Origin of the sequence: Streptomyces sp. NPDC006872 (assembly GCF_040635845.1) — a bacterium.
Taxonomy (GTDB): Bacteria; Actinomycetota; Actinomycetes; order Streptomycetales; family Streptomycetaceae; genus Streptomyces.
On the sequence record NZ_JBEYIL010000002.1, the window covers coordinates 663145 to 687941 of the forward strand.

A 24797-nucleotide genomic window follows, 5' to 3' on the forward strand; every position below is an offset into this window, starting at 1 on the left:
CAGGGGCCGGACAGGGTGACCCCGGGCCGCCTTGCGCCCAGGAGTCCTCCGACGAGGCGGAAGCCCTCCCTGAGAGCTGCGACGACGGCCGGTTCGAACCCCTCTGAGCCACCGTCCCCCACCTTCGGCACTCGGAAAGGAACACCGTGACACCCCCCACCCCCGATCACCGCCACGGCCGGCGCCCCAGATCTCCCCGCCCGGCCATCGCCCTCACCGCCGCCGTCCTGGCCGCCGCCCTGACCGCCGCCGTCCTCGCCGCCTCACCCCCCGCCGGCGCCTCGGACACCGTGCCGGAGACGACCGACGGACAGACGTCGGTCACCCTGATCACCGGCGATGTCGTCAACGTCACCGAAGTAGCCGGCGGTAAGCGCTCGGTGCAGGTCAAAGCCGGTGAGGGCCGCTCGGACATCGTCTTCTACCAGCGGGAGGACGCGGGAGAGTTCAGCGTCATCCCGTCGGACGCGGTAGGCCTGGTGGCCGATGGCACCCTGGACGCCCGGCTGTTCGACATCACCGCCCTCACCCGGGCCGGGTACGACGATGCCCAACTCGACGCGCTGCCGCTGATCGTCGGGCACACCGGGGACCGCACTCCCTCGGCGCTCACTCGTGCCGACGGTGCGCAGGTCGGCAACACGCTGCGGAGCATCGACGCGACCGCGGTCGAGGAACGGCACGACGAGGCGGGCGAGTTCTGGGCGGACATCGTCCGCGAGTCGGGGTCCGCGTCCGCAGCGAAGCTGGAGTCCGGCCTGTCCAAGGTCTGGCTCGACGCTCCCGTCGAGACCCGCGACGACGTCGGCAACGCCCAGATCGGCGTCCCGGCGGCCCGGGCCGCCGGTTACACCGGCGAGGGCGTCAAGGTCGCCGTCCTGGACACCGGCTGGGCCCACGCCCACCCCGACCTCCAGGGCAGGGTGACAACGGAACGGAACCTGATCAACGGCACCGACAACGCCGAGGACGACAACGGCCACGGCACCCATGTGGCCGGCATCGTCGCCGGGAGCGGAGCCGCCTCGGGCGGCCGGTACGAGGGGGTGGCGCCCGGCGCCGACCTGCTGATCGGCAAGGTCATGGACGCCGGCGGCTCAGGCTTCAGCTCCGACATCATCGAGGGCATGGAGTGGGCGGTGGCACAGGGCGCCGACGTCGTCAACATGAGCCTCGGCTCACGGCTGCCGAGCGATGGCACGGACCCGTTGTCCCAGGCGGTGAACTCCCTGTCGGCGCAGGGGGATTCGCTGTTCGTGGTCGCCGCGGGCAACTCCGGCCCCGGTACCACCACCATCGGGGCGCCGGCCGCCGCCGACGCCGCCCTCACCGTCGGCGCGGTGGACTCCACGGGCGCGCTCGCGTCGTTCTCCAGCCGCGGTCCGCGCCTCGGGGACGGTGCCATCAAGCCGGACGTCACCGCCCCCGGCGTGGCCGTGATCTCGGCCCGGGCCAAGGGCACCTCGATCGGCGACATCGACCCCGCGGGCCCGCAGGGCCCCATCGACGACAACTACACAGCGCTGTCGGGCACTTCGATGGCGACCCCGGCGGCGGCGGGCGCCGTGGCCCTGCTCGCCCAGGCGCACCCGGACTGGGGCGGCCGGCAGCTCAAGGACGGGATCAAGTCCTCGGCGAGTCCGCAGCCGGACCAGAGCGTCCACGTCCAGGGCAGCGGTCTCGTCGACGTGGCCAGGGCGACCAGCAGGACGGTGACCGTGTCCCCGGCCGGCCTGAACGCGGGGCTGTTCACCTGGCCGCACACCGCGGCCCCGGCCGCGACCAGGACGGTCACCTACCGCAACGACGCCGACACCCCGCTCACCCTGACCATCACTCCCTCGGCGGCGGACGGAGCGACTCCCCCCACGGACACCCTGCGCCTCTCCGCCACCGAGGTCACCGTCCCGGCTGGCGGCGAGTCCACCGTGGACGTGACGATCGACCCGGCCACCGGCATCCCGGCGACCGGAGCCTCGTACGCCTGGCGGCTGGTGGCGGCGAGCGCCGACGGCTCCACCCGCGTCCAGACCACGGTCACGGCGAAGTTCGAGGAGGAGAGCTACGACCTCGACCTCACCGCCCTCGACCGCAACGGAAGCACGCCGCTGTCGCCTTACACGTCCGTGATCGCCGTCGATCCTCTCGACCGGACCAGCGCCTCGTCCTTCGGGCAGATCAACACGGTCCGGCCCGAGGCCCACCTCAGGCTGCCCAAGGGCAGGTACGGTCTCACCGCCCTCATCAACACCGTGGATCCGGAGACGAAGAGGTCCGTCGACCTCACCCTGGAGAGCCGACCGGGGGTCGTGGTCGACCGGAACACCGCGATCGAGTTCGACGCCCGCAAGAGCAAGCCGGTGTACGTCGGTGTCCCGGACGACACGGTCGCACCCTGGTTCCGTGAGTTCGACGCCCAGCACACCTCCGTCGACTCCACCGGCCATCGGGAGCTGTCGAGCCTCGGCGTCATGGCCCCGTACTACTCGACGACGGCCCTGTCCGCCGTACCGACCCCGGCCGCGGACCGGGACAGCTCCTACCGCTACGTCTACCGCACCATCCTGGCGGTCCCGGCGGAGCCCGACGCGTTGATCGAGGGTCCGGTCTACTCACTGGTGGAGGAGACGAAGGGCGGCGTCCCGAGCCGCCTCTCCTACGCCGTCCCGCTCCACCGACTGGCCAAGGTGAACGCCTCGTACGGCAAGCGGGCCGGTCAGCGCGCCGGAGCGGCCCGAGTCGTCCTCGGTTACGTGGGCGGCCAGACCAACCTCTTCTCGGTGACGCGCAACGTGCCGATCCCGACCGAGCGGGTGGAGTACTACAGCGCGGACCCGGATGTCACCTGGACAGGGTTCTTCGGGGAGTACATGACCCCGGACGGCAGCAGCTACTACGCCCTCGGACGACAGCAGTCCAACCCGCGGACCTACAAGCCGGGCAGTGTCACGAAGGAGACCTGGAACCATCCGGTGGTCGGTCCGGCGCTGGCCGCGAACGGGCAGTTCCTGAGCCGTACCGGGAACCGGATCGCCCCGGCGTTCTCTCTGTGGGGGGACTCCGACCCGAGCCACTACAACTACAACAACCGCGCGTTCAGCCGGGCCGAGGCAACCCTCTACCGGGACGGGACCGAGGTCGGCACGCTGGACAGCCCCTGGGAGGACGAGGCGAACTTCGACAACTTCGACAACTTCTGGACCGTACCCGCCGAAGCGGCCGACTACCGGCTCGACGTCACCGGGACCCGCAGCACCAGTTGGCACGGCCAGCGCTCACAGCGCATCGAGGCCAGCTGGACGTTCCGGTCGGCGGGCGCCGACGCGACCGCCCCGCTGCCGCTGACCGTGCTGCGCTTCCAGCCGCCGACCGACGCGAACGGCATCGCCCCGGCGGACACGGAGTTCACGATCCCGTTCGTGGTGCAGCAGCAGGGGCCCCGCCGCCACCGAGGCCTCGACACGGTGAAGATCGAGGTGTCGTACGACGACGGCGCGACCTGGACGACCGTCCCCACGCGGGTCAAGGGCACCAACGGGCGGGCCGTCCTGACCCACCCGGCGGCCTCCGCCACCAGCGGCTGGGCGACCCTGCGCGCCAGCGGTGAGGACCACTCGGGCAACACCTTCAGCGAGACGATCACCCGGGCGTACCCCATCGGTTGACAGCCCGACGGACCACAGGCCGACCGGGGCCGGGTGGGAGCGGCGCCGCGCTCCCACCCGGCCCCGGTCAGTGCACTTCTCGTACCGGCAGGACGATCGCTGAGGGGTGTGCGGGGTCGTGGAAGGCCTGCTCGTCGACGTCGCACAGGCGGACGAAGACGTCGGCGTACGGCAGGCTGGAGCGGAAGTAGATCTCGGCGGCGACCTCGCCGATCACCTCGACGTCGTTGTCCAGTACGGGAGTTGTGTAGGTGACGACGTCGGGGCGGGCTTCGAGCGCGGTGTTGTCCGCGCGGCCCGATTTCACCCCGACGGTCATACGGACGCCGCCGACGGCCGGGGTGGGGTCGGCCGGGTCGTAGCGGTAGCCGTCGGGGGTCGATTCGGCGGGTGCCCCGGTGGAGAGGCCGCCGTCCGGTTGGAGGTGGAAACGGCGCGGTTCGTAGCCGGGCGGCGGCCAGGACGGGAAGTCGCGCCATTTCTCCTCGCCCATGACGAACAGGCGGACCGGCGCGCGGTCGGCGGGCTGTCGGCCGTGGGCGTAGGCCGGCGCCGTCGATCAGCCAGTCGTTGACCACCGCACCGGTGCCGCCCGCGACGAACGCTCCCAGATCGCGCGCGACCTGCTCGTCCAGCTCACCGAACAGCTGCCGTACGGTCTTCGCGTTGGCCGAGCTGAACAGGCCGTTCAGCGTCCTGGTCATGGCGAACGCGCACGAACCGCTTCGGCGAGGAGTTCCCGCCGGACCAGGTCGGCACGTAGCTGTCCGCGCATCGTCGGGCCGACGCCCCGTGACAGCGTGCGACCGGGGCCCCGAAAGGGAGCCCCGGGACGTCACGGCCGCAGGGAGTCAGGAAGCGAGTCAGGAAGCCTTGAGGGCGGCTTCCTTGCCCTTGCTGGTCGCGTCCTCGAGGGCCTTGGCCTTGGACGCGTCGGCGAGCGGGATCAGCTCGGCCATGGCCGGGTTGGAGCGGGCCAGCGTGAGCTCGGGGACGATGAAGTCGACCTTCACGCCCATCATCTCGGTGAGGACGCCCTCCAGGTAGTTCTGGACGTACTCGAGGGGCTCGCGGGGGGTGCCGGGGGCGTAGGAGCCGCCGCGGCTCGCCACGATGAACACCGGGGTGCCCTTGACCGCGGACTCCTCGACGAGCGCGGTACGGCCCACGAGGATCACCTGGTCGATCCATGCCTTGAGCGTGGAGGGGATCGTGAAGTTGTACATCGGGGCGCCGATGAGGACGGCGTCCGCGCTCTCCAGCTCCTCGATCAGCTTGAGCTGCTCGGCGAAGGCGGCCGCCTGCTCCGGGGTGTGGTCGGCGGGGGGCGTGAAGGCCGCGGAGGCGGTGAGCGTGTCCAGGTGCGGGATCGGGTCGGCGTTGAGGTCCCGGTAGATCACCGTGCCGTCGGGGTGCTGCGCCTCCCATGCCTGACGGAAGGCGGCGGTGACCGCGCGGGAGGCGGAGTTCTGCTCCGGCCACAGGGCCGAGTCCAGGTGCAGCAGCGTTGCCATGGGGGGTCTCCAAAGAAGCGTGGGCGACAGAGGCGTCAGGGAAGGACGAGCTGTCGTTTCGTGTGCTCCTATTGATAACACAGGGACTTACTTTTTTTCACCTACGATCGGTCTCACAGTAGACTTCAGGCATGACGGAACCGGTCGCGGAGCCCTGTAAGACGGTCGACGGCGCGATCACGCGCGTCTTCGCGCTGCTCGGAAAGCGCTGGACCGGCCCGATCGTGGCCGCCCTGATGGAGCACCCGGTGCACTTCGCCGACCTGCACCGCGCCATCCCGGGCATCAGCGAGCGCATGCTCTCGGACCGGCTGACCGAGCTGGGCGCGGCAGGGCTGGTCGTGCGCGAGGTGGACGAGGGGCCGCCGCTGCGCGTCTCGTACCGCTTGACGGAAGCGGGCCGGGCGCTTGAGCCGGCTCTCAAGGAACTGGCCGCCTGGGCGGAGAGGCATCTCCCGGAAGCGGACCGCAGCGCAGCCCCGACCGCCTGCTGAGCAGCCGCCGCATGTGCGGGTTCTAGACGATTCGGATCTTCAGGATTCAGGCTCCGTCGGCCCGGACCACCCGCCGTACGAGATCCGCCCACGTGGCCTGGAGGCGTTCGACGGGGAACCCGCTGGAGAGGAGTTCCAGCTTGCTGTCGGGGCGCGACAACTCACGCCGACAGCGCAGCAATTCCGCCGGTTCCTTCTTCTCCATGCCCCTATTCTCGCCGCATCCCACCCGGCTATCCAGAGACCGCCGATCCCTGGATGAGCACTCCTCTCCCGCCCGTACGGAGGCCCTCATGCGGTCGGCACCGAGGGTGCTCACAGTGGGGCGCGCTATTGACCGGTCAATTGGTCGATTGTACGGTGTAGTTGTGCGGCGCTGCTCACCGTGTAGTCAGGCGGGAGACCGACATGACGAATCAGGCAGGGGCGGTCGGTTCACTGTCACCGGTCAATTGGCCGAATGTACGGTCTGATCATGACCGTGCCGCTTTATGTACAGATCAGGCGAGAGATCGAAGCGAAGATCCGGGCCGGGGACCTGCCCCCCGGCGCGCGGCTGCCGACCGAGAAGGACCTCTCCACCCAGTACGGCGTCAGCCGTGCCACGGCCCAACGGGTGCTCAACGACCTGGCGGATTCGGGACTGGCGATCCGCCGCCGGCGCCACGGCACCTTTGTCGCGGACGTGACGCGGCAGATCAACCTGCTCAACTTCGTCACCCCCGCGGTAGCAGCAAAGGGCGTACCGGGCAGACACGAAGTCGTGTCCGCGCGGATCGTCCGGGCCGCCGACGCCGTCCTGACGCTCCCGGGCGCCTCGGCCGACACGGCCGTGGTGGAACTGGTCCGCCGCAAGCTCGACGTGCGCGAGGAGCCACAGTCCGTCGAGCGGCACGTCGTTCTCTTCGCGGTCGCCCCCGACCTGCTGAACGAGAACCTCGAAGACCTCGTCACCCTCCCGTATCTCCAGCGCAGAGGGGTACCGATCGACGCGATCCGGGTCTACCTCGACCCGGTGAGCCTCGATGAGCACGACGCCGCACTGCTGCACAGCGAGATCGGAACACCCGCGCTGATGCGGCGCAGGGAGTTGCGTGCCGACGACGGAAGCACCGTCGAGGTGGTCACGACCCTGGTCCGTCCGGGCACCGCCGAGTTCTTCCTGGAGCTGCCCGTCCCCGTCATATGAGCAGCGTGTCGCTGCCGGAAAGGAAGTGCGTACACCATGAAGGTCATCATCATCGGCGCCGGTGTGCTGGGCGTGAGCGTCGCGAGGCAGCTTGCCGTCGCCGGCGAGGACGTTCTCCTGCTCGACCGGTCGGGAGCCGGCACCGGCACGACCGCGACCACCTTCGCCTGGATCAACTCCAGCCGGAAGCCCGACCCGGACTACCACCGGCTGAACCTCGCAGGGATGGAGGAGCACGCCAGGCTCGCCGAGCAACTGCCCGGTGCGCCGTCGTACTTCCCCAGCGGCGCGCTGCAGTGGGCGGACGCCGCGAACGAGCGGCGACTTGCCGACAACGTGGAACGACTGCAGGCCCTGGACTACCCCGCACACCGGGTCACGCCCGACGAGGCGACGCGGATCGCGGGCGACCTCCGGATCCCGGCGACCATCACGTCCATCGCGCACTTCCCCAGTGAGGGATACGTTCTGCCGGCCCTCTTCGTGGGCAACCTGCTGGCGGACGCCGAGCAGCACGGAGCCACATGCGCGATCGGCGAGGTCATGGCCATCGACGACAGACCCGACGGAGTGTCCGTCACCCTGGCCGGAGGCGAGGTCCGCAGGGGCGATCGAGTCGTCCTGGCGGCAGGCCGCTGGACCGAACGGCTCGCCGCACGGGCCGGGATCGACGTTCCCATGGTGACGGACGTCGGCCGCGGAGCGCAGACCGTCGGTCTGCTCGGGTACGCCAGGTCGCCGGAGCTCGACCTGCGCTGTGTGATCCACAGCCCCGGCCTGAATCTCCGCCCTGCGGCCGGTGGGCAAGCCGTCCTGCAGGCTCTCGACCTGAACGCCGACGTCGATCCCGAAGACCCCCCGTCCGCGGACGGGGACATCGCGAACACCCTCGCTCGGCGGTTCTCCGCGCTGCTGCCCGACCCGGGCCGAGCACCGGAGATCGACCTGCGGGTCGGCCTGCGGTCACTGCCCGCGGACGGCCACACCGTCGCCGGCTATGCCTCCGCGCAGTCCCGCGTCTACTGCCTCGTCTCGCACAGCGGGGTCACCTTGGCACCGATCCTGGGACGCCTGGTCGCGACCGAGATCACCACCGATCAGGAACAGGACCTCCTGCGGGCCTTCCGGCCCACCCGGTTCACCGGCGCAGGGCGCTCGGACATCGAGGCGGATCAGCACGCCACCGCCCTGGGCGACCAGTAGCCGAGAACCCTCCTCCACGCTCCCGTCACGGGGGCGCGACGGGGAGGAAGGCGGGCCGGAGACCCATGGGGGCCGCTACTTCAGCAGCGTCAGCAGCCTCTCCGCCAGGACCGCGGCCGAAGCGGGATTCTGCCCGGTGATGAGGTTGCGGTCCTCCACCATGTACGGCTTCCAGATCTCGCCGCGACTGAACTCGACGCCGATCTTGTCCTTCAGCTCCGTCTCCAGCAGCCACGTCGACCTGGAGGCCAGCCCGACCGCCTCTTCCTCCTCATCGGTGAAGCACGTGACCCGGTAGCCCTTGAACGGCGACTCGCCGTGGATCCTGGTGGCCAGCATCGCGGCGGGCGCGTGGCACACGATTGCGAGCGGCTTGCCCGAGGCGAGCTGCGCCGTGAGTATCCGCCCCACGTCGGCGTCCAGCGACAGGTCCGCCATCGGACCGTGGCCGCCGGGCAGGTACACCGCGTCGTAGTCCTCGAGCCGGACGTCCGACAACTGGAGCGGCCGCCTCATCACTTCCGCGGACCGGATGATGGCCTCCAGTTCGAGGGCCCCTTCCTCCCCGCCCGCCATGGAGGGACGCAGGCTCATCATGTCGACGTTCGGAGTCACACCGTTGGGCGTCGCGACCACGACCTCGTGACCTGCCTCCGTGATCGCCTTGTACGGGGCCGCGAACTCCTCGGCCCAGTAACCGGTCGCGTACCGGGTGCCGTCCTTGAGCACCCAGTACGTCGCCCCGGTCATCACGAAAAGTACCTTCGCCATCTCGATCACTCCTGCCGTCCGGAGGCCGGGCCCGCGTCGACGCCGCGGAGCCGCTGTCCACCACCACGGTCGCGCACGAGGCGGTCGGTCGCACCCGTGGAACACAACTGGTGCCGGCCGAGTCACCGTCGGAATGCCGATCCGCGCGGCCGCCGGCACCCCGCTCCACACGTTCCCGGGGTGAGCCGCCCGGACGCAGCACGCCAGTGGTGCGGGCGGCTCACCTGGCTCGCTCCACGCTCCACAGCGGCAGCAGCTCGAAGAAGGCGACGGCCTCCTCCCGCCACCGCGACCGCCAGCCGACGGCCACCGCGGACGCCTGCTGCGCATGGCGGCGCATATCCGCCTCCATCCTGCCCGGCACACCACGGTGCTCACCGATCTCCCGGACGGCAGCGATGGTCTCCAGCGTGCAGGACGGGTCACCGAGCGCGGCTTCCACGACGTGACGCTCGGCGTCGTCGACGGCCGCCAGCAGCGCACGGACGGTGTAGCTGTGCTTGCCGTCGCGGAGGTCGGTGCCGGTCGGCTTGCCCATGGTGGCCGCGTCTCCGAACAGGTCCAGGTAGTCATCGCGCATCTGCCCGCAGATCCCCACCAGCCGCGCGTACTCCCGCAACTCCTTCTCGAAGAGCGCCGGTTGCTCGCCGGCGGCCAGGAGGCCGAGTTGCAGGGGTGCGAGGATCGAATAGCGGGCGGACTTGTAGTCGGCCACGCAGTGCAGGACGTCCTCGTCCGGCGCGGCGGCGAAGTCGCGCTCCAGGTCGACGATCTGCCCCACGAACGTGTCGGCGGCCGCCCGCGTCTGCACCTCGACCATGGCCTGCCGCACCGGCACGGGCACCTTCGCCTCCAGCAGCGCCTGCAGCGACAGGGCGAGGGCCAGGTCCCCCGCGAGCACGGTCAGCCCCAGGGCCGCCTGCGGATGGGCGGGGAACCGCTCACGGTAGGCGTAGTAGGTGGAGGGGCCGCCGCGTCGGGTGGGACTGTCGTCGATGAGGTCGTCGTGCACCAGGCCATGGGTCTGCAGCAGCTCGATGCTCAACGCTGCGGCGTCCAGTCCGTCGACCGGCTCGTCCGTTGCCAGACGCGCCGCCTCATGCAGCAGAACGACTCGCATCCGCTTCCCGCCCCGCAGGGACAACTCCCGCAGCAACCGCAGGCAGTCCGGGGTGAACCGACTGAAGGACGGCGCATCGAGTCGGGCGCTCACCGCCTCGAAGTACTCCGCGAAGAGCGTGTTGAACCGGCGCTCGTATCCGGCGACACGCTCAAGGATCTGCTGGGTCATGGGGGGCATTCTTCCTGCTCGGGGCCTGCCGGCGGACACCGATGCAGACGGGCGGCAGTCCGGGAGGCCGCTCGACGCACACGCGATGCAGTTGCGTCCCGCCTCGGCAACGCCTTCGGACGATCCCGGCAGGCCGATCAGCGGGAGAGCAGGGCTGTCCTCTCGGGGTGTGCGGCGGCAACGGTAAGGGCGCACACCCCGGCCTCCGGCCTGCCCGGGCTACGGCGAGGGCGCCATACCGGCCCGGAGTGGTGTCCACCTCTTCGTGGAAGAGCCGGGTTACCTGACGGACGCTGACTCCCGCACTGCGGGCCATACCGGTGCTGACACCCGCCGACGTCATCATCCGGCCGTCCCCACGACCGGTTTGCTCCCTGCTGGAAGGCAGCGCCTCCGGGCAGCGCACAGGGGTCAGTGACCGGCGCTCTGGCCTCCGTCGACGTGGAGCGTCTCGCCCGTGACGAAGGACGCGCTCTCGAGGTAGACGACCGCGTCGACGACGTCGCCGACCTCGCCCATCCGACCGAGCGGGTGCTGCCGGGCGAGATCCTCGTCGTAGGCGTCCGGGTGCATCGGGGTCTTGACGATGCCCAGCGCGACCGCGTTGCTACGGATGCCGCGGGCCGCGTACTCGATGGCCAGAGCCTTGGTGGCGGACTGGAGTCCGCCCTTGGTCAGGGAGGTCAGTACCGAGGGGCTGGCGGAGCTGGCGTGGTCGACCAGGCTGGTGGTGATCTGCACGACGTGGCCGCCGCCCTGGCGGAGCATCTGCTCGACGGCGAGCTGGGTGATGCGGAAGAACCCGGTCAGATTGACGCCGGTGACCGCCTCGTACTCGTCCCGGGAGTATTCCGTGAACGGCTTGGCGATGAAGAGGCCCGCGTTGTTGACCAGGGTGTCGATACGTCCGAACCGCTCGGTCGCGGCGGCGGCGAGGCGCTCGGCGGTGGCGGGATCGGCGATGTCGCCCCGGACGGTGAGCACGTCCGGGTCCTCGGAGACGGCGATGCCGCGCGAGGTCGCGACGACGGCGTAGCCGAGCTTGCGGTACGCCGCGACCAGGCCGGCGCCGATCCCCTGCGACGCACCGGTGACAAGGGCGACCTTCTTGACGGGGATGTCCATGATGACCTTCTGTCGTCGGATGCCCGCCGTGGCGGGCTCGGCCGGCGCGGGTGACGCGGGCCGGCAGGTCATCCCCCGAGTCCCTGTTCCGGCGCGGGCTCGTATGCGCCGCGGGGCAGGGCGTAGCGGAGCTGTCTGCGGGAGGTGATCGACAGCTTGGAGAAGATCTTGCGCAGGTGCCACTCGACCGTCCGTGGGCTCAGGAACAGCCGGGATCCGACCTCCGGGTTGGAGAAGCCGTCCCGCACGAGCAGCGCGATCTGCTTCTCCTGCGGTGTCAGCTCGTCACTCGGCGAGGCCCCCGACCTGCGCCTGCGGAGGGACTCCCCGGTGGCCAGCAGCTCACGACGGGCTCGCTCGGCGAACGCCTCCATCCCGATCGACCCGAACATCTCGTGGGTTTTGCCCCCCCCTGATCACACCGCGGTCCGGTGGTCGGGGGAAGGCCACGCGAGTCAAAACCTAGCAATATGGTCGATATTCGGCAAAGTGAATATTTGCGGCGAATTTTCTGGCAGTCATATCACGAGGGGCTGTCCGGCCGGCCACCCCCGAGGAGGTCGCATTGGCGACGCTGTTGTCCGTCAACGTTGGGGTGCCCAAGGACGTGCCCTGGCAGGGCAGGACTGTCCACACCGGAGCCTGGAAAGCCCCCGTCCACGGTCCCCGCATGGTCCGGCGGCTGAATGTCGAGGGGGACGGGCAAGGAGATCTGGCCGGGCACGGCGGCGACATCCGAGCCGTCCTCGTCTACCAGCTGCAGTCCTACCGGTACTGGCAGAAGCAGCTCGGCCGCGACGACCTGACGTTCGGGATCTTCGGGGAGAACTTCACCGTAGACGGGCTGCCCGACGACGAGGTGTGCATCGGCGACCGGTACGGCATCGGCGAAGCCGAGTTCGAAGTCACCCAGCCCCGCGTCACCTGCTACCGGGTCGGGATGCGCCTGGGCGAACCCGCCATGGCGTCCCTGCTGGTCGCCCACCACCGTCCGGGCTTCTACCTGCGTGTGATCACCGAGGGCCGGGTCCAGGCCGGTGACGAGATCACCCGCACCCGAAAGGGCCCGGAAGGACTCAGCGTCGCCGACGCCGACGCGCTGCTCTACCTCCCCGACCGTGACCCCACGAAGCTGCACAGAGCACTGAACATCCCCGCCCTCAGCCCCGGATGGCAGCAGTCCTTCCGCGAACTCGCCGCCCAGCAGCCCGCCCGGCAGCCGGACTGGCCGGGCTTCCGGGCCCTGCGCGTCGTCCGTATCGCCCCCGAGACCCCCACCGTCTCGTCCGTCTACCTCGCCACCACCGACGGCACACCCCTGCCCGAGGCCCAGCCGGGCCAGTTCCTCTCCATCCGCCTCGACGTCGGCGACGCGGACCCCGCGGTACGGAGCTACTCCCTGTCCTCCGCGCCCACGGCCGGCGCCTACCGCATCAGCGTCAAGCGCGAGCCCCACGGGAAGGCCAGCAGCTACATTCACGCCAGGCTCCACCCCGGGCAGCTCGTGGACGTCGCCGCTCCCCGCGGAACGTTCGTCCTCGAAGACGGCGCCCGACCGGTCGTCCTGCTCTCCGCAGGAATCGGCGCCACTCCCGTGCTCGCCATGCTCCACCGGCTCGCCGCGACGCGGGACCCACGCCCTGTCTGGTGGATCCACACGGCCCACGACCGCGCCCACCACGTCTTCGCGGACGAGACCCGCACCCTTCTCGCGCAACTCCCCGACGCCCACGCGTACGTCTACTACACCCGCGAAGCCCCGCATCCCGACGAGCCCCACATCATCCAGGGCCGGCCGACCGCTGCGTCGCTCGAGGCCATGGGCATCCCCACCGACGCCAACGCCTATCTCTGCGGACCGCCCGCCTTCATGGACGAAGTCGGCGGCTTCCTCCGCGAGTACGGTCTGCGGCCCGAGCGGATCCATACGGAACAGTTCGGCGTCCTGTCCGCCGTCAACCCCGGTGTCACCCCCACCGCCGCGATCCGGCCGCATCAGCCATCTGGTCCCACGGCGACCGGCCCGCGCGTCACCTTCGCCCGCAGCGGCATCACCACCCCCTGGTCAGACGTTCATCCCTCCCTCCTCGATCTCGCCGAAGCCTGTGACATCCCCACCCGTTGGTCCTGTCGCACCGGCGTGTGCCACACCTGCGTCACCCGCCTCACGACAGGCGAGATCAGCTACACCACTCCGCCCCTCGAACTCCCCGAGCCCGGCACCGTCCTGGTCTGCTGCAGCAGGCCGACCACCGAAGTCGTCCTCGACCTGTAGACGGCCGGCCCGGAGCGGCAGCACTTCGTGCACGACCGTACGCAGGTTCCCGCATGCCGTCCGGCTCACGGCCTCCCGCCGCTTCGTCGCCTACGTGATCGAGGCGTTCAGCGCCGAGCGAGATGTTCACGCGAGCCCGGGGCCCCTGCCCAGTACGCGGTACATGCCGGTCGAGTCGTGGGTGGCGGTGTCGGCGAAGCCGAACTTCTCGTAGAGGTGGCGGGCGGGGCCGTCCGCGATGAGGGAGACGTAGGCGGTGGCGGGTGCCCGGCGCTCCAGTTCCTCGGTGAGTGCGGCCATGATGCGTCGGCCGAGGCCGCGTCCCCGGTGTGCGGGGTGGACGCAGATGTCGACGATCTGGAACGCGGTGCCGCCGTCGCCGATGACGCGGGCCGGGATCAGCCACAGGGCGATGACGGCGGAGACCGCGGCCACCCCCGTGGCGACGAGGAAGGCGTCGTCGAAGCCGGTCGCGGCCGGGGTTCCGGTGCGGGCGGCGATGCTCGTGGCCGCGGCGCTGGAGACGGCCGCGGCGCCGACCGAGGCGCCGAACTCGTGGAAGGTGCTGACGATTCCGGAGGTCACCCCGGCCTCCTGGGGGGCGACGCCGGCGAGTGCGGTGGCCGAGGCGGCGACGAACAGGGCGCCCAGTCCCGCCGCGGCGACGCTGACGCCGGTGACCATCGCGGCGGTTCCGGACCAGAGCACCGGTACCAGGAACCCGGCGCCGACGACGGCCAGGGCGATCGTGGCCAGCAGCCGTGCGCCCAGGCGGCCGATCACCCGGCCGGCGACGGTGGCGGCGGCCATGGTCAGCAGCGCCACCGGCAGGAACAGCACGCCGGTCGTCAAAGCGCCGTGGCCTTGCAGGTTCTGGAGGTAGAAGGAGCCGAGGAAGAAGGCCCCCACCATCAGCGCCGTGGTGACGGCGATCACGAACGCGCCCGCGACCACCGGACGCCTGCCGAGCAGACGAAGGTCCATCAGCGGTGCGGCCGCCCGGCGTTGCCATGCGGCGAAGGCCGCGTAGACGGCTGCCGCGGCGACGGCCAGGACGAGGGTGACGGCGTCGAGCCACCCGTGGTCACCGGCACGGATCAGCGCATAGATGAGGGCTCCGGTCGCGACGGCGACCAGGGCGGCACCGGGTATGTCGAGGGAACCGGTGGCCGCGCGGGGGAGATCGGGCAGCATCCGGGCGAGGGAGCGGGAGCTTTCCGCGGGGCGCATTCGTGAGCTGCACAACGGACCCGCCGCCCGGGTCGAGGCACTGCTCGCCCGTGGCCGCGCCGAGGGCGTCTTCCGTACGGACCTGCCGATCGCGTGGCTGGTCAACGTCCTGCACACGGTCATGCACAGCGCGTCGGAAGAGATCCGTGCCGGCCGTCTCACCGCGGACCGCGCCGCCGACCACATCACGGCCACGGTCCTTGCCGCCTTCACACCGCCGGGCAAGCCGGTACCCGAACCCGGCATCGGAGCGTGACGGCGGCGGCTCTCGGGGCCTGCCGCCGGGCCGACTTCGAGTCCGTCGAGTCCATGAAGCCTGTGCTGTCCGCCGAGCGCGCTCGACGAAATCCCCTGCGGTGCTGGTCAGGCCCGTCGGGCGGGCCGCGTCGAGGCCGTCGCGGCCGCTTCGCTCTCCGGGGGTGAGCGGGCGGGCCCGCCGGACATGTCTCGGCAACACCCTTGTCATCCGCAGTCGGCGTATGCATCATGATGGCCATCATCAGGGTTCCTGATATAGGGCCGTCGCTTACCCAGCCGGCCCCGTGGCGGGACCCGTCACCGCTCTGCGCCGCCGACCCCGCCGTCCCCCGCCGCCGGTTCCGGCATCTCCCTACGGCTTCGCCACCTCCCTTCCGCTCCCTCGACATGCCCGGAGGCATTGATGAGCGCACCCATGAACAGCAGTTTGTCCCGAAGATCCCTTCTGCGGGGCACCGCCGGAGCCGCCGGACTGTTCTCCGCGGGCGGACTGCTGACCGCCTGCGGCGGCATCAAGGAGTCCGCCGCGCAGACCGACACCGTCCTCCGGATCGGCTATGTCTCGCCCAGCACGGGCGCGGCGGCGGGCTTCGGCGAACCGAACGCGTACCTGCTGAAGCAGATGCGCACCGCCCTCAAGGGCGGGCTGAAGATCGGCGGCAAGAAGTACTCCGTCGAGATCGTCGACCGCGACAGCCAGTCGAACCCGCAGACCGCCGCGGAGGTCGCGACCGATCTCATCAACGGCGAGCGGATCGACCTGATGCTGGTCACCTCCACACCGGAGACGGTCAATCCCGTCGCCGACGCGTGCGAGGCCGCCAAGATCCCCTGTCTGTCGACCGCCGTGCCGTGGGAGGCCTGGTACTTCGGCCGCGGCGCCACCCCCGAGAAGCCGTTCACGTACACGTACCACTTCTTCATCGGCGTCGCGGAGATCCAGGCCGCCTACACCTCGCTGTGGACCAACGGCGGCGTGGAGACCAACAAGCGGGTCGGGGTCATGTGGCCCAACGACCCCGACGGCAAGGCGATCCGGCAGGGACTCGGGCCGGGGCTGAAGAAGAGCGGGTTCACCATCGTCGACCCGGGGGCGTACGAGGACGGCACGAACGACTACTCGGCGCAGATCGCGGCCTTCAAGAAGGCCGACGCCGAGATCTTCAACACCTTCCCCCTGCCGCCCGACTTCGCCACCTTCTGGAAGCAGGCCCGCCAGCAGGGCTACCGGCCGCGCATCGCGAGCATCGCCAAGACCGGCCTCCTGCCCTCCCAGGTCGAGGCGCTCGGATCGCTCGGCCACGGCCTCACCGCCGGCTTCTGGTGGTCGCCCAAGTACCCGTACACCTCCACGCTCACCCACCAGGGCTCCCAGCAACTGGCCGACGACTACGAGAAGTCGACCGGCAAACAGTGGAACCAGGTCATCGGGTCGAACATGGCGCTCTTCGAGGTCGCGGTCCATGCGCTGCGGCAGACCTCCGACCCCAAGGACCGCAAGGAACTGGCGGCCGCCCTCGGCAAGGCCAGGCTGACGACCATCGCCGGGCCGCTGGACTGGAGGGGCGGGCCGGTGAAGAACGTGTCCACGCAGGGGCTGGTCATGGCCCAGTGGCGCGAGGCCACCGGCGGCAGCGGGTTCGCCGTCGAGCCCGTCATCGTCGACAACGGCGCCTTCGACGACATCCCGGTCGGAGGCGAACTTGAGCCGCTCAGCTGACCCGGTGACATCGAGGACGCAGACGGCCGGGAGGGGGATGACGGGGCCGGCGGTCCAGGCCCCGCCGGTCCTCTCCGCGCGCGGCATCCACCGCCGCTTCGGCAGCCTGGTCGTCCTCGAAGGCATCGACCTCACCCTCGCCCCCGGCGAGGCCCTGGGCATCGTCGGACCGAACGGCGCCGGCAAGACGACCCTGCTCGACATCCTCTCCGGTGCCCAGACCCCCTCCGAGGGCAGCGTCACCTTCCAGGGCCAGGACGTGACCCGCTGGAAGGCCGACCGCCGCTGCCGCAGCGGCATCGGCCGCTCCCACCAGGTGCCACGCCCCTTCACCGGCATGACCACGTACGAGAACGTACTGGTCGCGTCGGTACAGGGCGGCTCACACCGGCGCCGTGCGGCCCAGCGGCACGCGCTCGACGTACTCGAACGCTGCGGCATGCTCGCCCAGGCCAACAAGCCCGCCGCCGCGCTCACCCTGCTGGACCGCAAGCGGCTGGAAATGGCACGCGCGCTGGCCACCGACCCACAGGTGCTGCTCCTCGACGAGATCGCCGGCGGGCTCACCGACGCCGAGACGGACGAACTCATCGCCACCATCCAGCAGTTGCGCGCCGACGGCATCGCCGTCGTGTGGATCGAACACGTCCTGCACGCGCTGCTGCGGGTGATCGACCGGCTGGTCTGCCTCGCCCAGGGCCGGGTCCTGGCCGAGGGCGCACCGGACGCCGTCATGGCCGACCCCCGGGTCGTCGAGGCCTATCTCGGGAGCGCGGCATGAGCCTGCTGTCGGTAGAGAACCTCGAAGTGCGCCACGGACTGCTGCGCGCGGTCCGCGACCTGTCGTTCTCCGTGGCCGAGGGCGAGGTCGTGGCGGTGGTCGGGGCCAACGGCGCCGGCAAGTCCACCCTCCTGCGGGCCATGGCCGGAGCACACCGACCGGCCCAGGGCCGGATCGCCCTGGACGGCACGGATGTGACGGACCGTCGGGCGCACGAGCGCGTCGCGGCCGGGATCGCCCTGGTCCCCGAGGGACGGCGGCTCTTCGCCGACCTCACCGTGGCGGAGAACCTGCTGGTCGCCACCCGGGCACGACGCCCCGGACCGTGGGACCTGGCCGCCGTCGTGGCCGCCTTCCCCCTGCTCGACGGGCTGCTGAAGCGACGCGCCGGCAACCTCTCGGGCGGCGAGCAGCAGGCCGTGGCCATCGGCAGGGCGCTGATGACCAACCCCCGGCTGCTGCTGCTCGACGAGGTCTCCCTGGGCCTCGCCCCCATCGTCGTCGACACCCTGTACGACTCGCTCGGCACGATCCTGTCGGGCGGTACGACCGTGCTGCTCGTGGAGCAGGACCTCGGCCGCGCCCTCGGGGTGGCCCGGCGCGTGCTGTGCATGCTCGAAGGCCGCGTCGTCCTGGACGAGCCCGCGGGCAGGGTCACTCGCGAACAGGTCGTCGAGGCCTACTTCGGGCTCGGCCGGGCGACCGTCACCACCGTCCGGGAGGAGCCGGCGTGAACTGGATCAACGCGATCGTGCAGGGTGTCATGCTCGGCGGCGTCTACGCGCTCTTCGCCTGCGGTCTCTCCCTGATGTTCGGCGTCATGCGGACCGTCAACCTGAGCCACGGCGACCTCGCCGTCCTCGGCGCGTTCCTCGTCGCGGTCGTGGCCGCCGCGATCGGCATCAGCCCGTTCTTCGCGGTCCTGCTCGTCCTGCCCGTCATGGGCCTGGTCGGAGTGGCGCTGCAGCGGGGCATTCTCAGCAAGGCGCTGCGCACCGGCGAGATGTCGTCGATGCTGGCCACCTTCGGTCTCGCCATCGTGCTGCAGAACGTGCTCCTGGAGATCTTCTCCGCCGACTCCCGCTCCCTGGACGTCGGTTCACTGGCCACCTCCGGTCTGCAGCTCGGGTCGTCGGTGAGCATCCCCTACCTCGGGGTGCTCACCGTGCTGGTGGCGGTCACGCTCCTCGGCGGGCTGCAACTGCTGCTGGCCCGCACCGGAATCGGCCGGGCCATCCGCGCCACCGCCGCCGACGCGGACACCGCCGAGCTGGTCGGGATCGACAGCCGCCGGGTCTACGCCTGGGCCGCCGCCATCGCCGTCGCCACCGCGGGTCTCGCGGGCGCGTTCTTCGCGATGCGGTCCTCGTTCAGTCCGTCCATGGGACCCACCCAGCTGCTGTTCGCCTTCGAGGTCGTCGTCATCGGAGGGCTCGGTTCGCTGTGGGGGACGCTCGCCGGGGGCATGGTCCTCGGCATCGCCCAGACGGTCGGCGCCGAGGCGGACCCGCGCTTCTCCATCGTGGCCGGTCACGCGGTGTTCCTCGCGGTCCTGGCCCTCCGTCCGCAGGGACTGCTCGGCATGAGAAGGAGCCGTACATGACCATCGCATCACCGGTGCACCCCGGCGCCGCCACCATCCACCGCTGGACGCCTCTCTCCCGTACGGCGTCCGGGGCCCTCGCCGCCCTGCTGGTCGCCCTGGCGTTCGCCCCCTTCGCCTTCACCCCCGACGTGACCGCGAAACTGACGAGCCTGTTCGTCCTGGTCATCATCGCGGCCATGTGGAACGCGCTGGCGGGCTACGCCGGACTGGTCTCCGTCGGCCAACAGGGCTTCATCGGACTGGGCGCGTACGGCGTCTTCCTCCTCGTCGACCGGGGGGTCAGCCCCTTCGTCGCGGTCGTCCTGGCGGCCCTGCTCGCGGGCGCCGTCGCCGTACCCACCTCGCTGCTGGCGTTCCGGCTCACCGGTGGGCAGTTCGCCATCGGCATGTGGGCCATCGCCGAGTTCTTCCGGCTGATCGTGGTGAACACGCCTTCGCTGGGCGGCGGTTCGGGCCGCTCGCTCACCGGTCTGTCGGCCGCCGATCCGGCCGTGCGCCAGGCCCAGGTGTACTGGCTCGCCCTGGCGCTGATGAGCCTGCTCCTGCTGGCCGTCTTCGTCCTGCTGCGCAGCGCACCGGGGTCCGCGCTGGAGGCGATCCGTGACGACCCGGTGGGCGCGACGTCCGTCGGCGTACGGGTCGCCTCGACGAAACGGCTGGTCTTCGTGCTGGCGGCGGTGGGCTGCGCGGCGGCCGGCGGTCTCACGCTCGCCAGCACCCTGCGGGTGCAGCCGGACTCTATCTTCGGCGTCCAGTGGTCCGCCTACATGATCTTCATGGTGGTCATCGGCGGTCTCGGCACCTTCGAGGGGCCGATCGTCGGAGCGATCGTGTTCTTCCTGGTGCAGGACTGGTTCGGTGACATCGGAGGCACCTGGTACCTGATCGGGCTGGGCGCGCTGGCCATCGGGATGACGCTGTGGATGCCCCGTGGCCTGTGGGGTACCGTGGCACGCCGACATGACCTTGAACTACTGCCGGTCGGTCACCGGGTGCGGACACCGGTCGGCTGACCTCTCCGGCGGCCTCGCCCGGCCTTCCCGACGACGACCGACCAAGAGGTGCGCACGATGACGGAGCCAGCCGGGCCGGATCCGGAGTCGGACCCGCAGAGCCACCAGGTCCCGCTGACGATCTACCTCGTCAAGCAGCTCGAGCTGGCCATCCGTTCCTTCATGGACGAGGCCCTGCGGCCGTACGGACTCACGACGTTCCAGTACACGGCCCTGACCGTGCTTCAGCACCGAGGCGGGCTCTCCTCCGCCCAATTGGCTCGTCGCTCCTTCGTCAGGCCCCAGACGATGCACGAGATCGTGCGCTCGCTGGAGGAACGCGGGCTGATCGAGCGCACCCACGCTCCGGGCAACCGGCGGATCATGGAGGCCCGCCTGACGGAGGCCGGGGCGGAGCTGCTGACGGCGTGCGCGCCCGCGGTGCACAAGCTCGAGGACGAGTTGCTGCGGGACATGCCGGAGAAACAGCGGTCAGCGTTCCGCCAGGGGCTGGAGGACGGATTCGCCTCCCTCACGGGGCGACACCAGGACGCCTGAGAGGGCGGTGACCCCGGGGGAGAGAGAAGGCGAGCGCGGCGACGGCTTCGCGGGCGATGGGGGTGTGGTGCGGGCCCGCCCGATCGCCGTCCTGGCAGGATGGCGACATGGAACGTGTGCTTGGAATCGGTGGATATTTCATGCGGACGGCCGACCCCGCGGCCCTGAGAGCCTGGTATCGCGATTGCCTGGGCCTGGATGCCGATGAGCACGGCCTGTGGCGTCAGGACGCCGGGCCGACGGTGTTCGCGACGTTCGAGTCCGAGACCGACTACTTCGGGTCCCGCGCCCAGCAGACGATGCTCAACTTCCGGGTCCGCGACCTGGACGCGATGCTCGCGCAGTTGCGCGCCAAGGGAGCGGACGTGGCCCCAGACACCCAGGACATGGAGGGCGTCGGCCGATTCGGCTGGGTCACCGACCCCGAGGGCAATCGCGTGGAGCTGTGGCAGCCCGCCTAGAACATCGGCAGCGCCAGGAAGAGGCGGTCGGCCTCGGTCCGCTCGAGCTGCTCCGCGATCCAGCCGGCTGTCTGCTCGCCGGTGACAGCGCCGGTGGAGCAGGCCGCTTCGGCCAGACCGGTGAGCAAGGGCAACATCGTCGGCCCGGTGAACACGGCCGTGCGCACCTCACCCGCGTCGCCGTCATCCTGCGTGCCAAGGAGGCAGGTCTCTCCCTCGACGCCATCCGCTCGCCGGGCGCTGCCGCCGATGCCGTGAAGCGACGCGACGTCGTGCGCGAAGAGGCTGAGGCGCTTCGCTCCCGCATCGCGGGGGCCTACGAACTGCTGCTGCGGGACGCCTCGGTGGACGGCTACCGAGCCGACAAGGTGAGCCATGCGCTCGACACACGTGTGGCCGTCACGGCGAACCACCGTCGCGTGATGTGCTGCGGGTCATCCGAAGGTCACCTCGGCGGTGGCGTGCCGGGCCTCGCGGTGAGTCGCGATGCGCAGGCGGGCGGGTCCGGCCGAGGACGTGCCGTCGGCGAGGAGGTGCTCACCCACGAACGCGGGCCGGTGCAGCCGGTAGGACAGGGAGCGCACCTGGCGTTCCGGGGCGTTCGCGCGGACCAGTTCCAGCATGAGCAGGGCCAGCAGCGGGCCGTGGACGACGAGACCGGGATAGCCCTCCACCTCGCGGCAGTACGGGGTGTCGTAGTGGATGCGGTGAGCGTTGGCGGTGAGCGCGCTGAAACGGAACAGCAGGGTCTCGTCCGGCCGCAGGGGCAGCTGCCACGCGCCCTCGGGCTCGGGCAGGGCGGTGTCGTCGACGGCGGTCGGGTGCCGGGACGTCGGGCCGTCGCCGGAGCGGTAGACGATGTCCTGCTCCTCGACCAGGCACGTGCGGCCGTTCTGCCGGAACTCCTGACGCTCGGTGACGAAGAGCAGCTCGCCGGTGCGGCCCCGCTTGGGCGTGACCGCGGCCAGGCTGCTGACGCGTTCGGCCGGCTCGCCGACGCACAGCGGCTCGACGATGTCGCAGCGCCCTCCGGCGAACATGCGCCGACGGTCGGGGACGGGCGGCAGGAAGCGGGCGTCCCGCAGATGTCCGTCGGGGCCGAGAGCCCGCTGGGGCGGCCAGTGCAGGAAATACAGCCACTGCCACAGCGGCGGCAGCGGGTCGCCGGACTCGGCGGCGTTGTCGGGGAGGTCCAGCAGCGCCGACAGGGCCGCTGCCGGACCGGGCGGCAGGGCGTCCTCGTCCGTGACCGGTTCGGGGCGCCATGACTCCACGTAGGAGGCGAGGGGTGCGGGCATGGGCTCGTTTCGCCTTTCAGACAGACAGACAGACAGACAGGCAGGCAGACAGACAGACAGACAGCGACAGCGGGGAGTTCCCGTTCGGCTCTCGCCGCCGAGGGAACTCGTAGCGCTGGATCAGAAGGTGCTCAGACCGAGCGCGGCGCGGAAGGAGTTCTTGTTGGCGACGCCGTCGCGGGGCGGCAGGGCACGCGGCGGTTCATCGGCGGCGATGAGGACCTGGGCGTAGGTCGTCGCGGTGCGCGCCTCGATGAGGGTGGCGAGGGCCTCGGTCTGGGCGAGGTCGGTGATCCGTACCGTGTGGCGGATGCCGAAGCCCTGGGCGACCGCGATGAGGTCGGTGCCCAGTCCGGTGTGGCTGGGCTGCATGCCGGTCTCGCCGAAGTGGGCGTTGTCCAGGACCACGAGGGCGAGGTTCGCCGGGCGTAGGGCACCGATGGTGGCCAACGCGCCGATGCCCATGAGGTGTTCGCCGTCGCCGGTGATCGCCACGACCGGGCGGTCGGGCCGGGCCAGGGCGAGGCCCAGGGCGAGCGGGGCGGCGGCGCCCATCGCGCCCCAGAGGTAGAAGTTCCCGGGGCGGTCGCCGGCCGCGAACACGTCGTAGCTGGGCGAGCCGAGGCCGGTGACGAGCAGGGCGTCCTCGGGGAGCCGGGCGATCAGGTCGGCGACGAAACGGCGGCGGTCGAGACGGGCGACGGCGTCGGCGGTCATCGGTTGCGCTTCCACTTCTTGCGGCCGATCAGCTTCTGTCCGAGGAGCACGGCGACACGCTCGCCCGCCTCGAACACCGAGTCCAGGGCCGCCTCCACGGTCTCCTCGACGTCTTCGGGGGCGTCGGCGCGCAGCACGGTGATGCCCATGAGTTCCAGCGCCTGCTGCGTGGTGCGGCCCATGGGGCCCTGCCACGGGTTGAACTCGGCGTACTCGCCGCGCATGGTCACCAGCGTGAGGAAGGGGAACCGGCACATCTGCAGCAGGGAGAACATGTTGACGCAGTTGCCGACGCCGCTGCTCTGCATCAGCAGCACCGCGCGCTGCCCGCCGAGCCAGGCCCCGGCGACCACGCCGACGCCCTCCTCCTCGGTGGTCAGCACCACGTCGTGGATCGCGGGGTCCCGCCGGGCCGCACGGATGGCATGGGAGTGACCGGAATCCGGGACGTAGGCGATCTGCTGGACGCCACGCTTCTTCAAGGCGGCGAACACGTCCTCCTGCCAGGAGGGCGGCGCGGGTGCGGAGGTCTCGTTCATGCCGCACATCATGGGCGCTGATGGATGGCGTTGAACAATAAAAAAGCGTGATCCCGGTATGCCCTGCCTGCATGGCCACACCTGTGCCTGTGCCTGTGTCTGCGTCTATGTCTGGCGTCTATGTCTGCGTCTATGCCTGCGCGGAGGGCCATCTGCCCTGCCGCACGGCCGCGTCGATCTGCCGTACGAGTTCGCGCGCGACGGCCTCCACGGCGGGCGGTGTCCGGCCGGAGCGCGGGGTGGCGAGCACGATCGACCGCCAGACCTCGGGCTCGCACAGGGGCGCGGCGCTGAGCGTGCCGTTCGCGACGTCCTCGGCGATGCCGACGCCCGGCAGGATGGTCCAGCCGTGCCCGGCCAGCACGAGCTGTTTCTGCACCCGCATGGAGTTCGTCTGGACGACCACCTCCAGGGCGGCCCGGGCCCGCGCCGCGGCGGCGTCGATCAGGGCACGCAGGGCGTGGCCCGACGCGGGCATCACCAGGGGATGGGCCGCCGCCTCGGCGAAGGACACGGGCCGTGCGGCCCGCAGTCCGGCGGAGGGCGGAGCGACCACCCACAGGTGTTCCCGCACCAGAGGGCGGGCGTTGAGCGACGGTGTGCTGTCCAGGTTGTACAGCAGGGTCAGGTCGAGGTCGCCGTCGTCGAGCCAGCGCTGGAGGTGCCCGGAGTAGCCGGTCATCAGGCGCAGTTCGATGCCCGGATGCTGTTCGGCCAGGGCCGATACCAGAGGCTCGGCCAGCAGATCGGTCGTGCTCTCCAGCAGACCGGCGGTGACGATGCCGGTCACCGCGCCCGGCGTGGGCTGCACCTCGGCGCGGGCCCGCTCCAGCTCGTTCAGCGCGCGCCGGGCCCGCTCCACCATGATCGTCCCGGCCTCGGTGGGCCGCATGCCCTGCCGGGTCCGCTCGAACAGCAGGACGCCGAGCTCCTGTTCGAGGGTGCGGATCTGCCGGGTCACGGCCGGCTGCACCAGATGCAGCAGCTCGGCGGCCCGGGTGACGCTCCCTACCTCGGCGACCGTGACGAGCGCTTTGAGCTGTTTGACGTCCACGGCTCTCCCGCCCCCATCCGCCCACCGTCCGACCGCCATCCGCACTGGGCATGGTG

Annotated in this window: 24 protein-coding genes and 2 pseudogenes; 13 read left to right on the forward strand and 13 right to left on the reverse strand. The window is 70.8% G+C overall.

The window, feature by feature from the left end; genetic code table 11:
- Positions 1–146: 146 nt before the first annotated feature.
- On the forward strand, positions 147–3665 hold the full coding sequence (locus ABZ725_RS07965; RefSeq protein ID WP_358801868.1) for a S8 family serine peptidase: 3519 nt from the start codon (positions 147–149) through the stop codon (positions 3663–3665).
- 67 nt (positions 3666–3732) lie between these two features.
- On the opposite strand, the pseudogene ABZ725_RS07970 reads toward ABZ725_RS07965, so the two are convergent.
- Positions 3733–4173: pseudogene (locus ABZ725_RS07970) on the reverse strand (CocE/NonD family hydrolase); the annotation flags it as partial.
- A 355-nt stretch (positions 4174–4528) separates the two neighbouring features.
- Positions 4529–5179 carry an NAD(P)H-dependent oxidoreductase gene (locus ABZ725_RS07975; RefSeq protein ID WP_358801869.1) on the reverse strand — a complete coding sequence of 217 codons (651 nt, stop codon included), beginning with the start codon at positions 5177–5179 and terminating at the stop codon, positions 4529–4531.
- Positions 5180–5310: 131 nt separating this feature from the next.
- Between ABZ725_RS07975 and ABZ725_RS07980 the strand changes: the two genes are divergently transcribed.
- On the forward strand, positions 5311–5673 hold the full coding sequence (locus ABZ725_RS07980; protein WP_351917760.1) for a helix-turn-helix domain-containing protein: 363 nt from the start codon (positions 5311–5313) through the stop codon (positions 5671–5673).
- A 46-nt stretch (positions 5674–5719) separates the two neighbouring features.
- Here ABZ725_RS07980 and ABZ725_RS07985 read toward each other — a convergent pair whose 3' ends face one another.
- Entirely contained in the window at positions 5720–5878 is a 159-nt protein-coding gene (locus ABZ725_RS07985) for a hypothetical protein (protein ID WP_358801870.1), read from the reverse strand.
- A gap of 270 nt (positions 5879–6148) precedes the next feature.
- Between ABZ725_RS07985 and ABZ725_RS07990 the strand changes: the two genes are divergently transcribed.
- Together ABZ725_RS07990 and ABZ725_RS07995 are read left to right on the forward strand one after the other, a co-directional pair.
- Positions 6149–6862, forward strand: a complete 714-nt coding sequence (locus ABZ725_RS07990) for a GntR family transcriptional regulator (RefSeq protein ID WP_358801871.1) — start codon at positions 6149–6151, stop codon at positions 6860–6862.
- 36 nt (positions 6863–6898) lie between these two features.
- On the forward strand, positions 6899–8065 hold the full coding sequence (locus ABZ725_RS07995; RefSeq protein ID WP_358801872.1) for an FAD-binding oxidoreductase: 1167 nt from the start codon (positions 6899–6901) through the stop codon (positions 8063–8065).
- Between the two features lie 75 nt (positions 8066–8140).
- Here ABZ725_RS07995 and ABZ725_RS08000 read toward each other — a convergent pair whose 3' ends face one another.
- From ABZ725_RS08000 to ABZ725_RS08015, 4 genes are all read right to left on the reverse strand, one after another.
- Positions 8141–8836 (reverse strand): type 1 glutamine amidotransferase domain-containing protein, encoded by a 696-nt coding sequence (locus ABZ725_RS08000; RefSeq protein WP_358801873.1) that lies wholly within the window; start codon positions 8834–8836, stop codon positions 8141–8143.
- Between the two features lie 220 nt (positions 8837–9056).
- On the reverse strand, positions 9057–10127 hold the full coding sequence (locus ABZ725_RS08005; RefSeq protein ID WP_358801874.1) for a polyprenyl synthetase family protein: 1071 nt from the start codon (positions 10125–10127) through the stop codon (positions 9057–9059).
- A 411-nt stretch (positions 10128–10538) separates the two neighbouring features.
- Positions 10539–11252: an SDR family oxidoreductase gene (locus ABZ725_RS08010; RefSeq protein ID WP_358801875.1), complete on the reverse strand. Its 714-nt coding sequence runs from the start codon at positions 11250–11252 to the stop codon at positions 10539–10541.
- A gap of 68 nt (positions 11253–11320) precedes the next feature.
- Positions 11321–11644 (reverse strand): helix-turn-helix transcriptional regulator, encoded by a 324-nt coding sequence (locus ABZ725_RS08015; protein ID WP_358801876.1) that lies wholly within the window; start codon positions 11642–11644, stop codon positions 11321–11323.
- Between the two features lie 173 nt (positions 11645–11817).
- Here ABZ725_RS08015 and ABZ725_RS08020 point away from each other — a divergent pair, with 173 nt between their 5' ends.
- Positions 11818–13527, forward strand: a complete 1710-nt coding sequence (locus tag ABZ725_RS08020; protein WP_358801877.1) for an MOSC and FAD-binding oxidoreductase domain-containing protein — start codon at positions 11818–11820, stop codon at positions 13525–13527.
- Positions 13528–13653: 126 nt separating this feature from the next.
- Here ABZ725_RS08020 and ABZ725_RS08025 read toward each other — a convergent pair.
- Positions 13654–13917, reverse strand: a pseudogene (locus ABZ725_RS08025) (GNAT family N-acetyltransferase); the annotation flags it as partial.
- Positions 13918–14692: 775 nt separating this feature from the next.
- On the opposite strand from ABZ725_RS08025, the gene ABZ725_RS08030 reads away from it, so the two are divergent.
- From ABZ725_RS08030 to ABZ725_RS08065, 8 genes are all read left to right on the forward strand, one after another.
- A complete protein-coding gene (locus ABZ725_RS08030; RefSeq protein WP_358801878.1) occupies positions 14693–15013 on the forward strand; it encodes a hypothetical protein in 321 nt (106 codons plus the stop codon).
- A gap of 417 nt (positions 15014–15430) precedes the next feature.
- Positions 15431–16735, forward strand: a complete 1305-nt coding sequence (locus tag ABZ725_RS08035; RefSeq protein WP_358801879.1) for an ABC transporter substrate-binding protein — start codon at positions 15431–15433, stop codon at positions 16733–16735.
- 37 nt (positions 16736–16772) lie between these two features.
- Entirely contained in the window at positions 16773–17516 is a 744-nt protein-coding gene (locus ABZ725_RS08040) for an ABC transporter ATP-binding protein (protein ID WP_358801880.1), read from the forward strand.
- A complete protein-coding gene (locus tag ABZ725_RS08045) occupies positions 17513–18250 on the forward strand; it encodes an ABC transporter ATP-binding protein (RefSeq protein ID WP_358801881.1) in 738 nt (245 codons plus the stop codon). Before ABZ725_RS08040 ends, ABZ725_RS08045 begins: the two co-directional genes overlap by 4 nt.
- Positions 18247–19119 (forward strand): branched-chain amino acid ABC transporter permease, encoded by an 873-nt coding sequence (locus ABZ725_RS08050; protein ID WP_351917776.1) that lies wholly within the window; start codon positions 18247–18249, stop codon positions 19117–19119. The genes ABZ725_RS08045 and ABZ725_RS08050 overlap by 4 nt, the downstream gene beginning before the upstream one ends.
- Positions 19116–20135 (forward strand): branched-chain amino acid ABC transporter permease, encoded by a 1020-nt coding sequence (locus tag ABZ725_RS08055; protein WP_358801882.1) that lies wholly within the window; start codon positions 19116–19118, stop codon positions 20133–20135. Before ABZ725_RS08050 ends, ABZ725_RS08055 begins: the two co-directional genes overlap by 4 nt.
- Before the next feature lie 57 nt (positions 20136–20192).
- The gene (locus ABZ725_RS08060) at positions 20193–20672 is read left to right on the forward strand and encodes a MarR family transcriptional regulator (protein WP_358801883.1); all 480 of its coding nucleotides are present in this window, start codon (positions 20193–20195) and stop codon (positions 20670–20672) included.
- 107 nt (positions 20673–20779) lie between these two features.
- A complete protein-coding gene (locus tag ABZ725_RS08065; RefSeq protein WP_358801884.1) occupies positions 20780–21133 on the forward strand; it encodes a VOC family protein in 354 nt (117 codons plus the stop codon).
- On the opposite strand, the gene ABZ725_RS08070 is transcribed toward ABZ725_RS08065, so the two are convergent.
- The 5 genes from ABZ725_RS08070 to ABZ725_RS08090 form a co-directional block, all read right to left on the reverse strand.
- Complete coding sequence (locus ABZ725_RS08070; protein WP_358801885.1) at positions 21130–21510, reverse strand: hypothetical protein; 381 nt, start codon at positions 21508–21510, stop codon at positions 21130–21132. The two genes, ABZ725_RS08065 and ABZ725_RS08070, sit on opposite strands and share 4 nt — an antisense overlap.
- A gap of 57 nt (positions 21511–21567) precedes the next feature.
- Positions 21568–22431: a hypothetical protein gene (locus tag ABZ725_RS08075; protein ID WP_358801886.1), complete on the reverse strand. Its 864-nt coding sequence runs from the start codon at positions 22429–22431 to the stop codon at positions 21568–21570.
- Between the two features lie 120 nt (positions 22432–22551).
- Positions 22552–23148: a thiamine pyrophosphate-dependent enzyme gene (locus ABZ725_RS08080; RefSeq protein WP_358801887.1), complete on the reverse strand. Its 597-nt coding sequence runs from the start codon at positions 23146–23148 to the stop codon at positions 22552–22554.
- The gene (locus ABZ725_RS08085) at positions 23145–23687 is read right to left on the reverse strand and encodes a phosphonopyruvate decarboxylase (protein ID WP_358801888.1); all 543 of its coding nucleotides are present in this window, start codon (positions 23685–23687) and stop codon (positions 23145–23147) included. The genes ABZ725_RS08080 and ABZ725_RS08085 overlap by 4 nt, the downstream gene beginning before the upstream one ends.
- Positions 23688–23817: 130 nt before the next feature.
- Positions 23818–24741, reverse strand: a complete 924-nt coding sequence (locus tag ABZ725_RS08090; protein WP_358801889.1) for a LysR family transcriptional regulator — start codon at positions 24739–24741, stop codon at positions 23818–23820.
- Positions 24742–24797 lie beyond the last annotated feature (56 nt).

What these genes read in the sequence shown, in the direction of transcription:
- ABZ725_RS08065 (WP_358801884.1), top strand. Translation starts at nt 20,780, where the DNA reads ATGGAACGTGTGCTTGGAATCGGTGGATATTTCATGCGGACGGCCGAC.
- ABZ725_RS08010 (WP_358801875.1), bottom strand. Translation starts at nt 11,252, where the DNA reads ATGGACATCCCCGTCAAGAAGGTCGCCCTTGTCACCGGTGCGTCGCAG.
- ABZ725_RS08070 (WP_358801885.1), bottom strand. Translation starts at nt 21,510, where the DNA reads ATGGCTCACCTTGTCGGCTCGGTAGCCGTCCACCGAGGCGTCCCGCAG.
- ABZ725_RS07985 (WP_358801870.1), bottom strand. Translation starts at nt 5,878, where the DNA reads ATGGAGAAGAAGGAACCGGCGGAATTGCTGCGCTGTCGGCGTGAGTTG.
- ABZ725_RS08060 (WP_358801883.1), top strand. Translation starts at nt 20,193, where the DNA reads ATGACGGAGCCAGCCGGGCCGGATCCGGAGTCGGACCCGCAGAGCCAC.
- ABZ725_RS08080 (WP_358801887.1), bottom strand. Translation starts at nt 23,148, where the DNA reads ATGACCGCCGACGCCGTCGCCCGTCTCGACCGCCGCCGTTTCGTCGCC.
- ABZ725_RS08040 (WP_358801880.1), top strand. Translation starts at nt 16,773, where the DNA reads ATGACGGGGCCGGCGGTCCAGGCCCCGCCGGTCCTCTCCGCGCGCGGC.
- ABZ725_RS08085 (WP_358801888.1), bottom strand. Translation starts at nt 23,687, where the DNA reads ATGAACGAGACCTCCGCACCCGCGCCGCCCTCCTGGCAGGAGGACGTG.
- ABZ725_RS08005 (WP_358801874.1), bottom strand. Translation starts at nt 10,127, where the DNA reads ATGACCCAGCAGATCCTTGAGCGTGTCGCCGGATACGAGCGCCGGTTC.
- ABZ725_RS08075 (WP_358801886.1), bottom strand. Translation starts at nt 22,431, where the DNA reads ATGCCCGCACCCCTCGCCTCCTACGTGGAGTCATGGCGCCCCGAACCG.
- ABZ725_RS08015 (WP_358801876.1), bottom strand. Translation starts at nt 11,644, where the DNA reads ATGTTCGGGTCGATCGGGATGGAGGCGTTCGCCGAGCGAGCCCGTCGT.
- ABZ725_RS07980 (WP_351917760.1), top strand. Translation starts at nt 5,311, where the DNA reads ATGACGGAACCGGTCGCGGAGCCCTGTAAGACGGTCGACGGCGCGATC.
- ABZ725_RS08055 (WP_358801882.1), top strand. Translation starts at nt 19,116, where the DNA reads ATGACCATCGCATCACCGGTGCACCCCGGCGCCGCCACCATCCACCGC.
- ABZ725_RS08000 (WP_358801873.1), bottom strand. Translation starts at nt 8,836, where the DNA reads ATGGCGAAGGTACTTTTCGTGATGACCGGGGCGACGTACTGGGTGCTC.
- ABZ725_RS07995 (WP_358801872.1), top strand. Translation starts at nt 6,899, where the DNA reads ATGAAGGTCATCATCATCGGCGCCGGTGTGCTGGGCGTGAGCGTCGCG.
- ABZ725_RS08035 (WP_358801879.1), top strand. Translation starts at nt 15,431, where the DNA reads ATGAACAGCAGTTTGTCCCGAAGATCCCTTCTGCGGGGCACCGCCGGA.
- ABZ725_RS08045 (WP_358801881.1), top strand. Translation starts at nt 17,513, where the DNA reads ATGAGCCTGCTGTCGGTAGAGAACCTCGAAGTGCGCCACGGACTGCTG.
- ABZ725_RS07990 (WP_358801871.1), top strand. Translation starts at nt 6,149, where the DNA reads ATGACCGTGCCGCTTTATGTACAGATCAGGCGAGAGATCGAAGCGAAG.
- ABZ725_RS07975 (WP_358801869.1), bottom strand. Translation starts at nt 5,179, where the DNA reads ATGGCAACGCTGCTGCACCTGGACTCGGCCCTGTGGCCGGAGCAGAAC.